The sequence below is a fragment of the Streptomyces sp. NPDC048436 genome, assembly GCF_043200355.1.
Taxonomy (GTDB): Bacteria; Actinomycetota; Actinomycetes; order Streptomycetales; family Streptomycetaceae; genus Streptomyces.
This window is the reverse complement of the sequence record NZ_JBICXP010000001.1, coordinates 480,419-493,141: the sequence shown is the minus strand read 5'-3', so window position 1 is coordinate 493,141 and position 12,723 is coordinate 480,419. Positions and strand designations below refer to the sequence as shown.

Annotated in this window: 12 protein-coding genes; 7 read left to right on the top strand and 5 right to left on the bottom strand. The window is 71.1% G+C overall.

Translation table 11 applies throughout. From position 1 onward, the window contains the following. Nucleotides 1-235: 235 nt before the first annotated feature. Complete coding sequence (locus ACGFX9_RS02315) at nt 236-1,171, bottom strand: TIGR01777 family oxidoreductase (RefSeq protein ID WP_393463440.1); 936 nt, start codon at nt 1,169-1,171, stop codon at nt 236-238. Between the two features lie 62 nt (nt 1,172-1,233). Between ACGFX9_RS02315 and ACGFX9_RS02310 the strand changes: the two genes are divergently transcribed. Both ACGFX9_RS02310 and ACGFX9_RS02305 read left to right on the top strand, forming a co-directional pair. Next, nucleotides 1,234-1,722, top strand: coding sequence for a GNAT family N-acetyltransferase (locus ACGFX9_RS02310; RefSeq protein WP_393463438.1), 489 nt, complete (start codon nt 1,234-1,236; stop codon nt 1,720-1,722). A gap of 107 nt (nt 1,723-1,829) precedes the next feature. Further along, nucleotides 1,830-2,957 carry a PP2C family protein-serine/threonine phosphatase gene (locus tag ACGFX9_RS02305; protein ID WP_393463436.1) on the top strand — a complete coding sequence of 376 codons (1,128 nt, stop codon included), beginning with the start codon at nt 1,830-1,832 and terminating at the stop codon, nt 2,955-2,957. An 8-nt stretch (nt 2,958-2,965) separates the two neighbouring features. Here ACGFX9_RS02305 and ACGFX9_RS02300 read toward each other — a convergent pair whose 3' ends face one another. Beyond that, on the bottom strand, nt 2,966-3,649 hold the full coding sequence (locus ACGFX9_RS02300; RefSeq protein ID WP_393463434.1) for a TetR family transcriptional regulator: 684 nt from the start codon (nt 3,647-3,649) through the stop codon (nt 2,966-2,968). 145 nt (nt 3,650-3,794) lie between these two features. Between ACGFX9_RS02300 and ACGFX9_RS02295 the strand changes: the two genes are divergently transcribed. The 3 genes from ACGFX9_RS02295 to ACGFX9_RS02285 all read left to right on the top strand — a co-directional run bounded on the left by ACGFX9_RS02295 (nt 3,795) and on the right by ACGFX9_RS02285 (nt 6,217). Continuing rightward, entirely contained in the window at nt 3,795-4,580 is a 786-nt protein-coding gene (locus tag ACGFX9_RS02295; protein ID WP_393463432.1) for an SDR family NAD(P)-dependent oxidoreductase, read from the top strand. Between the two features lie 222 nt (nt 4,581-4,802). Then, nucleotides 4,803-5,132, top strand: coding sequence for a hypothetical protein (locus ACGFX9_RS02290; RefSeq protein ID WP_393463430.1), 330 nt, complete (start codon nt 4,803-4,805; stop codon nt 5,130-5,132). 308 nt (nt 5,133-5,440) lie between these two features. Next, entirely contained in the window at nt 5,441-6,217 is a 777-nt protein-coding gene (locus ACGFX9_RS02285; RefSeq protein WP_393463428.1) for a peptidoglycan recognition protein, read from the top strand. Between the two features lie 49 nt (nt 6,218-6,266). Here ACGFX9_RS02285 and ACGFX9_RS02280 read toward each other — a convergent pair whose 3' ends face one another. After that, nucleotides 6,267-6,791, bottom strand: a complete 525-nt coding sequence (locus tag ACGFX9_RS02280) for a DUF4240 domain-containing protein (RefSeq protein ID WP_393465548.1) — start codon at nt 6,789-6,791, stop codon at nt 6,267-6,269. A 133-nt stretch (nt 6,792-6,924) separates the two neighbouring features. Here ACGFX9_RS02280 and ACGFX9_RS02275 point away from each other — a divergent pair, with 133 nt between their 5' ends. Both ACGFX9_RS02275 and ACGFX9_RS02270 read left to right on the top strand, forming a co-directional pair. Next, on the top strand, nt 6,925-7,920 hold the full coding sequence (locus ACGFX9_RS02275; protein WP_393463426.1) for an SDR family oxidoreductase: 996 nt from the start codon (nt 6,925-6,927) through the stop codon (nt 7,918-7,920). 37 nt (nt 7,921-7,957) lie between these two features. Further along, nucleotides 7,958-8,938, top strand: coding sequence for a helix-turn-helix transcriptional regulator (locus ACGFX9_RS02270; RefSeq protein WP_393463425.1), 981 nt, complete (start codon nt 7,958-7,960; stop codon nt 8,936-8,938). 124 nt (nt 8,939-9,062) lie between these two features. Here the strand turns inward: ACGFX9_RS02270 and aceE are convergent, their stop codons facing one another. Further along, the gene (gene aceE / locus ACGFX9_RS02265; RefSeq protein WP_393463423.1) at nt 9,063-11,768 is read right to left on the bottom strand and encodes a pyruvate dehydrogenase (acetyl-transferring), homodimeric type; all 2,706 of its coding nucleotides are present in this window, start codon (nt 11,766-11,768) and stop codon (nt 9,063-9,065) included. A gap of 314 nt (nt 11,769-12,082) precedes the next feature. Next, nucleotides 12,083-12,706, bottom strand: a complete 624-nt coding sequence (locus ACGFX9_RS02260; RefSeq protein ID WP_393463421.1) for a GntR family transcriptional regulator — start codon at nt 12,704-12,706, stop codon at nt 12,083-12,085. Between the last annotated feature and the right edge of the window lie 17 nt (nt 12,707-12,723).

The following is a 12,723-nucleotide window of genomic DNA, read 5'->3' as shown; positions in this document are numbered from 1 at the left end:
GGCTCCGGAATCACCGAGTTCCGGACGAGGGTAGGAGCCGAAACGGTCGGAGGCAGTCGCGCATCGACCGAGCACGGTCGCACGGCGGTCGCACGGCGATCGCAGACGCGAAGAAGACGATCGCGGGCGGCCTTCGGCTGCCCGCCGTGCGACGGAGGGAGGGCTCGGGGGAGGGCTCCCTGATGCCGTGCCCGTCGCCGGGGCGGCGGCCGGCGCGACACCCCCGAGGCGTCGTCTAGCGCAACGCCGCGCGGATCGACTCCTCGATGCCCGGGAACGCGAACGAGAACCCCGACTCAAGGAGCCGGGTCGGCAGCACCCGCTGGCTGCCGAGTACGTCACCGGCCATCTCGCCGAGCACGACGCGCAGCGCGGGCGACGGCGCCGTGAAGAGGGTGGGCCGGTGCAGCACCCGCCCCATAGCGGCCGTCACCTCACGGTTGGTGAGCGGATCGGGCGCCGTCAGATTGACCGGCCCCGACAGCGACTCCGTGTCGAGCAGATGCCGCAGCGCGGCGACCTCGTCGTGCAGCGAGATGTGGCTCCAGTACTGGCGGCCGTTGCCGAGGCGTCCGCCGAGCCCCGCCTTGAAGAGCGGGAACAGCCGCCCCCAGGCTCCGCCCTCGCGCGCCACGACCAGGCCGTTGCGCGCGAAGACCGTCCGGATACCGGCTTCCCGCGCTGCGGCAGCCGCGCCCTCCCACTCCACGCACAGGGAGGGCAGAAAGCCCTCCCCGGGAGGCGCGCTTTCGTCAACCGCGCGTTGACCGGTGTCTCCGTAGTAACCGATCGCACTCGCGCACAGGAACACCCCGGGCGGCTCGTCCAGGGAAGCCACCGCGGTCGCCAGCGCCCGGGTACCGAGCACCCTGCTGTCCCGGAGCTCCTGCTTGTAGGCGGCCGTCCAGCGGTGGTCGCCGATCCCGGCTCCCGCCAGGTTGACGAGCGCGTCGCAGCCCGCGAGGCCCGCCGTGTCGACGTACTCCTTCTTGGGATCCCACCGCACTTCGTCCTTCGTACGAGGCGCCCGCCGCACGAGCCGCACCACCTCGTGGCCGTCGTCGGCGAGGGCGCGTGTCAACGCCGTCCCGATGAGGCCGGACGCGCCGGCCACGGCGATGCGGGACCGTCGCGGGGACGGGGCTGACTGCTCGGGCTCGATGGGCTGCATGACGCCATCCTGCCGCGAAAACCCGCCCGGGGGCTTCAGGAGGCCGTCGTACAGTGACGCCCATGCCGGACACGCACATACGCAACGCCCTGCCGGACGACGAGGAAGCCCTCGGCCGCATAGACCGTGCCACCTGGTCCACGCTGCACGCGGTCCAGCCGGCTCCGTGGCCGCCGTATCCGCCCTTCTTCAGTGAACGCTTCGGCCCCCGCGACCACTTGGTCGCCGAGCAGAACGGCCGCGTCGTCGGCTACATAAGGCTCGGTTTCCCCACGTCCCTCCTCGCCAACGCCCACGTACGCCAGATCCTGGGCTTCGCCGTCGCGGACGAGGCGCGCGGCAAGGGCGTCGGCCGCCTGCTGGTCAGGGCGGCGATCGAGGAGGCCCGCCGACAGGGCGCGCGTCGCATCACGCTCCGGGTGCTCGGCCACAACACTCCGGCCCGGACGCTCTACGCCTCCGAGGGCTTCGTGGTCGAAGGGGTGCTACCGGGTGAGTTCTTCCTTGACGGCTCGTACGTGGACGATGTGCTGATGGGGCGCGCGCTCTGACACTTCCAGCACTTCCAGCACTTCAGGCACCCGACGGACCTGCCCGGCGTGCGGTGGGCACGCGCGCGTAGGAGCGTGGAGAGGGTCAGCTGGAGGGAGCGCTACCCATGTTCAGGGCCGCTGCTGCCGCCCGCCGGGACCCGGACGGTCCGGCCTGGCTACGCGGTGCGCCGCCGCCCCCGTGGGTGCGCTGGCCCCCGCCCGTGCTCCTGGTAGTGATCTGCGTCGTCCAGCTGTCCACTCCGGAGACACTCGACCTCAGCTTCCTGCTGGCGGCGGTGCCGCCGCTGGCCGCGCTGTCGTACGGCGCCTCCGTCACGGCGATCTTCGGCGGCACCGTGGTGGTGCTGCTCTCCCTGCCGGACTTCGGGCTCGGCCGACCCGGGAACAGCGATCTGCTGACGATCGCCTTCGTGGCGGTCCTGAGCGTCGTCTTCTCCTGGGTACGCTGCCGGCGCGACGCCCAGCTCGTCACCGTCCGCACCGTCGCCGAGGCCGCCCAGTTCGCCGTCCTTCCGCCGCTGCCGGACCGTGTGGGCCCGGTGCGCTGCGCGGGCCTCTACCGCGCGGCTCAGCACGGCACGCTGGTGGGCGGTGACCTCTTCGACGTACGCAAGGGCCCCTCGTGCGTGCGCGCGCTGGTGGGCGATGTGCAGGGGCACGGGCTCGCGGCCGTGGGTACGGTCGCCGCGCTGCTCGGCGCGTTCCGCGAGGCGGTGCTCGACCAGCCGGGCCTGGAGGGGGTCGCCGCCCGGCTCGACCGCCGTCTGGTGGTCGACTCCGAGCAGGCCGGTCATGTCGAACTCTTCGCCACCGCCGTGCTCCTGGAGTTCCGGGGCGACGCCGCTGAGCTGCGGATCGTCTCCTGCGGCCACCCGCTCCCGCTGCTGCTGCGCGACGGCACCGTCGAGGAGCTCGCCGTGGCGCCGGGCCCTCCGCTGGGCCTGGGGATCGCCGGTATCGACCCGCCCGAGGAGGTGACGGTGGGTCTGCGCCCCGGTGACCGGCTACTTGTGGTGACCGACGGGGTGACCGAGGCGCGGGACGCGTCCGGCGCCTTCTACCCGCTGGCCGAGCGCCTCTCGGTGCTCTCCGCCGACGTACTGGCCGACCCGGCGGCGCTGACCTCGGCGATCTGGAGCGACCTGAGGCGGTTCTGTGGCGGGGCCAAGGATGACGTGGCGCTGCTGGCGTTCTCGCTGGACACGGGGCCGGAGAGGGAGGGGCAGGCGTAGGCCGGCCGTCACCGCGTCGGGTCCAGCAGCCGCAGGCCGCCCGCCAGCTCGCGCAGGCAGCGCACCGCCAGAGCGGCGGGAGAACCGGGCCCCTCGGTGGGCGCGTCCGTGGCGGCCCAGGTCTCCAGGGCGAGACGGATGGCGTCGGTGGCGGCCGCGGCGGCCAGGCGCACATCCAGCGCGTCGGTGTCGGCGCTCTCCCCGGCCAGCCGGGCGAGCACGGGGACGAGCTGCTCCTCGGACTCCTGGTTCACGCGGTACCAGACGGCGCGCAGGGCCGGATCGTCCTGTGCGGCGCGCAGCAGGCCGCGGGTCCACTCCAGGGACTCGGCGGCGCGGTCGTCCGTCGCGGTGAGCGCGTCGGCGATGGACTGCTCCAGGGCGGTCGGGACGCCGGCGGCCGGGTCGAGATCCGCCAGGTGGGCCCGCCACTCGGCGGCGCCGCCCGCGAGGAGCGGTGCGACGGCGTCCTGCTTGTTGCGGAAGTACCGGTAGAAGGTCCGCAGCGCCACTCCGGCCCGGCCCGCGATCTCCTCGGCTGTGGTGCCGTCGGGCCCGCGCTCGGCGAAGAGTTCGGCCGCGGCGCGGGCGATGTCGAGCTGCGTGGCCGCTTTGCGGCGCTCGGTCAGGGAGGGCTGCGGGGGCTGCGGGGGCTGCGAAGGGGGCGATGCCTGCGGCGGTTGCGTGCTCACCCTCGCAGCCTACGCGCGTTCACCACCCTGATACATGAATTGTCGCCGTGACAAAACGTGCCAGAGAGGCGTACATTGAAATCAGATCGGGAGAGCCGGGGTCCATGGGCGGGTCCGGGAGCCCGAAGTTGATCGGAGGCATTTCATGAACCGTTACGCAGGCCGTCGTGCACTCATCACCGGCGGTGGCTCGGGCATCGGGCAGGCGACCGTCCTGCGGATCCTCGCGGAGGGCGGCAGGGTCGTGGCCGCCGATGTCAGCGAGGCGGGCCTGAAGGACACCTCCGAGAAGGCGGGCGCGGATGCGGACCGCCTCACCACTCTCGTGGTCGACATCTCGGAGGAGACTTCGGTGCGTGAGGGTGTCGCCGCCGCCGTCAGCGCGCTGGGCGGCCTGGACGTCCTGGTGAACGCGGCGGGCGTGCTCCGCTCCTCGCACACGCATGAGACGAGCCTGGATTCCTTCAATCGCGTCATCCAGGTCAACCTGGTCGGCACGTTCCTGGTGATCCGCGAAGCCATCCCCGCGCTGCTGAAGGGCGAGGACGCCGCGGTCGTGAACTTCAGCTCCACCTCCGCGATGTTCGCGCACCCGTACATGGCGGCGTACGCGGCGAGCAAGGGCGGCATCCAGTCCATGACGCACGCGCTGGCCGCCGAGTACGGCAAGCAGGGCATCCGCTTCAACTCGGTCCAGCCCGGTTCCATATCCAGCGGCATGACGGACGGCAGCGGTGCCAGCAAGCAGAGCGTGGGCCCCGGCCTGCCCGAGGACGCCGACATGACCCTGTTCACGAAGCTGGCCCCGGCCATCGGCCAGGGCTTCGCGGGCCCGGAGTCCGTGGCCTCGGTGGTTGCCCTGCTCGGCTCACAGGACGGCAAGTTCATCACCGGCACCGAGGTCAGGGTCGACGGCGGCACGCACTTCTGACGGCGGGGCCGGTTCACCCATCCGGCGGACCGCGGATCGCGGCCGGCGCGGGCGGGCCGGAGGGTCGGACCATGCGCGTCTTCCGTGGAGCCTCCGCGGCGCGCGTACCGGCGGCGGTGCGCGCGGTAAGCCGTGCGGTCCGCGGGCAAGCCGCGCGCAGGTCCGAAGCGACTCGCGCCGCCGAAGCCACCCGGGCCGCCCGTGCTGCCGAGGGCGCTCGCGGTGCCCGTGCTGCCGAGAGTGCTGGCGGTGCCCGTGCTGCCGAGAGTGCTCGTGGTGCCCGTGCTGCCGAGAGTGCCCGCAGGTCCAAAGCTGCGCGCACAGCCGAGGCCGCCGCTGCCGAAGCCGCCCCCGCTCGCTCTGGCAGAGACCCTCGCGCTGTCCAAGAGGCCCGAGCCGCCGAGGCTGCCCGAACGGAACGTGCTGCTGAGGCTTCCCGAGTGGCCGAAGCCCATCGGGTTGCTCGTGCTGCTGAGGCTTCCCGTGTCGCCGAAGCCCATCGGGTTGCTCGTGCTGCGGAGGCTTCCCGAGTGGCCGAAGCCCACCGAGTAGCTCGCGCCGCCGAAGCCGCCCGCGCAGCCAAAGCTGCCCGAGACGCCGCAGCCGCCCAAGAGGCCCGCGCAGCCGAAGCCCCCCGCACCCCCCGTGCGCCCCGCACCTCAGGAGCGTCCCGGACCCAAGGGGTGCCCCAACCCACCGGCGCACCCCTGCCCACAAGCTCCCCCCGCCCCGTAAGCGCCCCACGGCCTGCCCGTGCTCCCCAACCGGGCCGAGCTTCCTGCACCGCCCCCACCCCCACTCCCATATCCCGCGCTGTCCGCCGAGCGCTCTGCTGTGTCCCCGGGGCTGTGGCTGTAGGGATGCTCGTGGCGTGTGCGGTGTTTGTGGGGGACGGGGTGTCGGGGGAGCGGGAGCCCGGGGGTGAGGGAGCGTTCGCGGGGGTGGGGGAGCGGGCAGGGGTCGGCGTTACCGGGCGGCGGGGTTTGATGCCGGCGGCTGCCGCACCGGTGCGGCGGGCCGCGGGGTATCCGGCGGCGCGGCCACGCATCGTACGGCGTGAACGGTGGATGGCCGAGGGGGAGCCGGTTCCGCCGCCCGCCCGGTACGCGGGCCGGGTCCAGGCGGTGTTCGTGCACCACACGGACTCCCCGAACAGCTACGACTGCGCCGACGCCCCGCGCATCATCCGCTACCTGTACGCCGGTCAGACCGAGGGCAGGCACTGGGACGACATCGGCTACAACTTCCTCGTCGACCGGTGCGGGACCATCTACGAAGGGCGTGCGGGCGGTATCGACCGGCCCGTGATCGGGGCGCACACGCAGGGCTTCAACAAGGGGACGGCGGGGGTCGCGGCGATCGGGACGTTCACGGCGGGAGTGCCTGTTCCGAAGGCGATGACTGACGCCCTGGCGGCGCTGTCCGCCTGGAAGCTGGGGCTCGCGGGCCTGGACCCGCGTGCCGAGGTGCGGTTGGCGTCGTCGAACAGCCTCAGCAAGTATCCGGCGGGGACGAGCGGTCGGTTCGATGCCGTCTCGGGGCACAACGACGGCTACTACACCCAGTGCCCGGGCGCGGCGCTGTCGGCCGAGCTTCCCGCGATCAGGGAGAGGGCAGCCCGGCTACAAGGCAGGTAGAGGCAGGTAGAGCGAGGCTAAGGCAGGGTGGAGGGAGGCGGTTTCGGCCTCAGCCGCCACCGCCGAAACGTTCCCACAACTGCGGATAGCGCTCGGCCATCGCCGTGTCGTTCTCGAAGTCGAGCGGTGTCCCAGCCGGCTCCGTAGGGGCGGGAGCGATGCCGAGGTCGGGGGTGACCGCGCCGGTGAGCTGTTCGTATGCCTCGTCGGCCGCGTAACCGAGCTCCTCGCCGTCCCCGTCGATCTCCTCGTCGAAGTCGTCGAGGAGCTCCGCGAGCGCGTCGGGGTCGTGCAGGGCACCCTCGAAGACCTCACGCCCCTGGCCGATCAGCCAGCAGCGGAAGTAGTCGAAGACGTCGTCGCTCGCCCCGTCGAGCAGGATCCAGGCGGCGCCCCAAAGATCCCAGCGGTACGCGCGGTTGTAGCGCGCCTCGAAGTGACGGGCGAAGTCGAGCACCAGGTCCGGCTCGAGTTCGAGGAGTCTCTCGGTGAGCAGGTCGGCGTGGTCCTCGGGGTCGCCCTCGGCGGCCACGCGGGTGCGGTCCACGATCTCCCAGAACTCCGTCTCGTCCATCACGGGACAAGCATCGGTCCTGGGGGGTGGGTACGCACGCGGAGTGCGGCGGATGCGACTGTCTCGTTATGCGTGCACATGCCCATGGAAAACCCGACAGCAGATGTCGGCATTGGGTGGCAGCCTCGATGGCATGGACGTCACAGAGACCACGAACAGCACGAACAGCACGGACAGCGCACGCGCGCTCCCGCACCAGCATCCCCTGGCCGGAAAGATTGCCCTCGTCGCCGGCGCCACCCGCGGCGCGGGCCGGGCCATGGCGGTGGAGCTCGGCCGTGCCGGAGCCACCGTGTACGCGACGGGCCGGACGACCCGCGCGCGCACCAGCGAGGTCGGCCGCACCACCGAGACCATCGAGGAGACCGCGGAGCTGATCACCGCGGCCGGACAGGAGTCGGAGTCGGGCGGCGCCGGTATCGCCGTACCCACGGACCACCTGGACCCGGAGCAGGTCGAGGCGCTCGTCGAACGGATCGACCGTGAGCAGGGCCGTCTTGACCTCCTCGTCAACGACATCTGGGGCGGCGATGTCCACGTCGAGTGGGACAAGAAGATGTGGGAGCACGACCTCGACAAGGGCCTGCGCCTGATGCGCCTCGGCATCGAGACCCACATCGTCACCAGCCGGTACGCGCTGCCGCTGCTCATCAAGAACCCCGGCGGCCTGGTCGTCGAGGTGACCGACGGCACCGATGAGTACAACCAGCGCTACCGCAAGCCCTTCTACTACGACCTCGCCAAGGCCGCCCCCCTCCGCATGGCCCGCGCCCTCGCGGAGGAGATCGGGGAGTACGGCTGCACGGCGCTCTGCCTCACCCCCGGCTGGCTGCGCTCCGAAGCCATGCTCGACACCCACTTCAAGGTGACCGAGGACAACTGGCAGGCGGGCTGCGAGCAGAACCCGCACTTCGCGATCTCCGAGACCCCGACGTTCGTGGGCCGGGCCCTCGTCGCCCTCGCCTCCGACCCCGAAGTGGCCCGCTGGAACGGCACGTCGCTCTCCAGCGGCGGACTCGCCAAGGAGTACGGCTTCACCGACGTGGACGGCTCGGCCCCCGACGCCTGGCGCTACATCACGGAGGTCGAACAGGAGGGCAAAACCGCGGACGTCACCGGCTACCGCTGAGGGACGAGGCCCGCCCGGCGCGCGGCATCATAGGCACATGCGCGCTGCACGCCTCATCAAGATGGTGCTTCTGCTCCAGGCCCGCCCCTCCATGACCGCCGCCGAACTCGCGAGCGAGCTCGAAGTGTCCGAGCGCACCATCACGCGGGACGCGCAGGCGCTCTCGGAGGCGGGGGTCCCGGTGTACGCGGACCGGGGGCGCACCGGCGGCTACCGCCTCATCGGCGGCTACCGCACCCGCCTCACCGGCCTCGGCCGTAGCGAGGCCGAGGCCCTGTTCCTCTCCGGAGTGCCGGGCGCGCTGCGGGAGATGGGTCTTGAGGACGCGGCGTCGGCGGCCCGCCTGAAGGTGTCGGCGGCGCTGATGCCCTCGCTGCGGGATGCCTCTCAGAACGCCTCGCAGCGGTTCCACCTAGACGCACCGGGGTGGTTCAAGGAGACGCCCGCGCCCGAACTGCTGCCCCCGCTGGCCGACGCCGTGTGGGACGACCGGCGCGTCACCGCCCGCTACCGGCGCCAGGACACCGAGGTGGAACGGGAGTTGGAGCCCTATGGGCTCGTGCTGAAGGCCGGTGTCTGGTACCTGTGCGCGCGGGTGCCCGACACGGTCGGCACGGGGGCGTTCCGGGTGTACCGCATCGACCGGTTCACCGCGATCGCCGCCGACGAGGACCGTTTCGTACGCGACGAGGAATTCGATCTGCCGGGCTTCTGGGACGAGCGGGCCGCACAGTTCACGCGGGCACTCCTGCGCTCCGAGGTCGTGGTGCGGGTCTCGGAGGACGGCATACGGCAGCTTCCGTACGCCACGGATGCCGTGTCCGTGCGCGAGGCGATGGAAGAGGCGGGCGAGCCGGACGACGAGGGCTGGGTGACGCTGACCCTCCCGGTCGAGAACGAGGCCGTCGCGTACACCCAGCTCATGGCGCTGGGCCCAGAGCTGGAGGTCCTGGAACCGGCGGCACTGAGAGAGCGATTCGCCCGGGCGGCAAGCCAGATGGCCCGCCACTACGAGTAACCCGACTACGAGTAACCCCGCTACAGGTATCCCGACTACGAGTAACCCCCACAACCGAAAGCGGGCCCCCACCCCCCCCCGGAGGGAAAGCAGGGACCCGCATCAAGCCGAAGGCCACAGAAAGCTACAGACCGTACTTCGCCCGAGCTTCCTTCACCGCGGACGCCGGCACCTCGCCCCGGCGAGCAAGCTGCGCGAGCGAGGCCACCACGATGGACTCCGCGTCGATCCCGAAGTGGCGTCGCGCCGCGTCACGCGTGTCGGAGAGGCCGAAGCCGTCCGCGCCGAGCGAGGAGTAGTCCTGCTCGACCCACTGCGCGATCTGGTCCGGGACCTGGCGCATGTAGTCGGAGACCGCGAGCACAGGACCCTGCGCACCCTCAAGTGCCGTACGCACGTAGGGAATCCGCTCCTCGCCGCGCAGAATCGCCTCGTCCGCCTCCAGGGCGTCGCGGCGCAGCTCGGTCCAGGAGGTCGCGGACCACACGTCGGCGGCCACACCCCACTCCTCGGCGAGCATCTTCTGCGCGGAGAGGGTCCAGTGGATGGCCGTGCCGGAGCCGATCAGCTGGATGCGCGAGGCGTTGGCGGCGGGGGAGAGGCCCGCCGTCTCGGCCGTGTTGAAGCGGTACAGGCCCTTGAGGATGCCCTCGTCGACACCCGCGGGCTTCGCGGGCTGCGGCATCGGCTCGTTGTAGACGGTGAGGTAGTAGAAGACGTTCTGGTCCTCACCCGGGGCCGCCTCGCCGTACATCTTGCGCAGACCGTCCTTGACGATCGCCGCGACCTCGTAGGCGAAGGCCGGGTCGTACGACAGCGCGGCGGGGTTCGTCGCGGCGATCACCGGCGAGTGACCGTCCGCGTGCTGCAGACCCTCACCCGTCAGCGTCGTACGACCGGCGGTGGCGCCGACGAGGAAGCCGCGGCCGAGCTGGTCGCCGAGCTGCCACATCTGGTCGGCGGTCCGCTGCCAGCCGAACATCGAGTAGAAGATGTAGAACGGGATCATGGCTTCGCCGTGCGTCGCGTACGACGTCGAAGCGGCGATGAAGTCCGCCATCGAACCGGCCTCGGTGATCCCCTCGTTGAGGATCTGGCCGTCCTTGGCTTCCTTGTAGTACATCAGCTGGTCGCGGTCGACCGGCTCGTACGTCTGGCCCTTGGGCGAGTAGATGCCGAGCGAGGGGAAGAGCGACTCCATGCCGAAGGTGCGCGCCTCGTCGGGGACGATCGGCACCCAGCGCTTGCCGGTCTGCTTGTCGCGTACGAGGTCCTTGACCAGGCGTACGAAGGCCATGGTCGTCGCCATCGACTGGCTGCCGGAGCCCTTGTCGAACGCGGCGAACGACTTGTCGGCCGGGGCGGGCAGCGGCGCGAGCGGCTGCGTGCGGCGGGCCGGGGCCGGACCGCCGAGCGCGGCACGGCGCTCCTGGAGGTAGCGGACCTCCGGAGAGTCGGCGCCGGGGTGGCCGTAAGGCACCACGCCGTCGACGAACTCGCTGTCCGAGATCGGCAGCTCAAGGAGGTCACGCATGTCCTTGAACTCGTCCACCGTCAGCTTCTTCATCTGGTGGTTGGCGTTCTTGGACTCGAAGCCCTTGCCGAGCGTGAAGCCCTTGACCGTCTGCGCGAGGATCACGGTCGGCGCGCCCTTGTGGGTGAGCGCCGCACGGTAGGCGGCGTAGACCTTGCGGGCCTCGTGGCCGCCGCGCGAGAGGTGGAAACACTCGCTGATCTTGTCGTCGCTCAGCAGCTTGCCGAGCTCGACGAGCGCGGGCTCGGAGCCGAAGAAGTGCTCGCGGATGTAGGCGGCGTCGCGCGTCGCGTACGTCTGGAACTGCGCGTCCGGCACCTCACGCAGGCGGCGGACGAGCGCGCCCGTGGTGTCGAGCTGGAACAGCTCGTCCCAGGCGTTGCCCCACAGGACCTTGATGACGTTCCAGCCGGCGCCGCGGAACTGGGCCTCCAGCTCCTGCACCACGCGGAAGTTGGCGCGGACGGGACCGTCGAGGCGCTGCAGGTTGCAGTTGATGACGTACGTGAGGTTGTCGAGACCCTCACGCGCGGCGAGCGCGAGGGCTGCCGTCGACTCGGGCTCGTCCATCTCGCCGTCACCGAGGAACGCCCACACGTGCGAGGCGGAGACGTCCTTGATGCCGCGGTTGGAGAGATAGCGGTTGAAGCGCGCCTGGTAGATCGCCGACAGCGGGCCGAGGCCCATGGAGACGGTCGGGAACTCCCACAGCCAGGGCAGGCGGCGCGGGTGCGGGTAGGACGGCAGGCCGTTGCCACCCGCCTCCTGGCGGAAGTTGTCGAGCTGCGTCTCGTTCAGACGGCCGTCGAGGAAGGCTCGGGCGTAGATGCCGGGGGAGGCGTGGCCCTGGATGTAGAGCTGGTCGCCGGAGCCGGGGGACTCCTGGGATTCCTTGCCCTTGAAGAAGTGGTTGAAGCCCGTCTCGTACAGCCAGGCGGCGGAGGCGAAGGTGGCGATGTGGCCGCCGACGCCGTGTTTGCTGCCCCGGGTCACCATCGCGGCCGCGTTCCAGCGGTTCCACGCGGCGATCCGCTGCTCCATCTCCTCGTCGCCCTCGACGGCGGGCTCGGCGGAGGTGGGGATGGTGTTGACGTAATCGGTCTCAAGGAGCTTGGGCAGCGCCAGGCCCGCGCCCTCGGCGCGCTCCAGCGTTCGCCGCATGAGGTACGCGGCACGGTGCGGCCCGGCCGCCTGGGTAACGGCGTCCAGGGAGGCCTGCCATTCGGCGGTCTCCTCGGGGTCGCGGTCCGGGAGCTGGTCGAGCTCGCTCGGCTGGATTGCGGAGGGGTCGGTCATGTCGCCGCCTTCCTGAGTCGGAGGGGGTCCCCTGTTCGGTAAGGGGTGGGGGTGCCCTAGGTCTATGGCAGGACAGGGCGTGAGGCTCTGGTACGGAGTCGTTTGTGCGGCTCCGCCACAACCCCGTCGAAGACTGTAACTCCGTGATCGATGATCGATCAAAGGGTTGAAGGCGAAAACTCCTTCATATTCAGAAAGTAGGCATCCGGTGCCAAAGAATCGGGCACGCGGTGCCTTCGATTTAAAGGATCGCCGCAGGTGAGAGCACGTATGAGCGCCCTCATGCTCCTACGGTGTCCGGGTGCTCGGGGGTGTCAGGCGCGGGGCGCGCAGCCGAGGACGTGGGCCTTCACCAGCTCGGCGATGGCCGGATCGCGCCGCCGGAACGCCGAGACCAGGGCTTCGTGCTCCTCCGCGTACGACTGCTGCACGGTCCCCAGCCACCGGATCGAAAGCGCGGTGAAGACCTCGATGCCCAGGCCCTCCCAGGTGTGCAGCAGCACGGAGTTGTGCGCGGCCCGCACCAGCTCCCGGTGGAAACCGACCGTGTGCCGCACCTGGGAGGTCCCGTCGGCGGCCCGGTCGGCCTCGTACAGGGCGGCGACGTGGGGCTCCAGGGCCGAGCAGTCCTCGGCCAGGCTCTCGGCCGCCAGCTCGGCGGCGATGGCCTCAAGGCCCGCACGGACCGGATAGCTCTCCTCCAGGTCCGCCGCGGTCAAGTTCCGCACCCGCACACCCTTGTTGGGCGCCGACTCGATGAGCCGCAGCGTCTCCAGCTCCCGCAGCGCCTCGCGCACGGGCGTCTGCGAGACCTCCAGCTCCACGGCGATGCGTCGCTCCACGATCCGCTCGCCCGGCTGCCAGCGCCCGCTGACGATCCCCTCCACGATGTGCTCGCGGATCTGTTCGCGCAGCGAGTGAACGACGGGCGCGCTCATGTGGGCTCCTCCGGCGG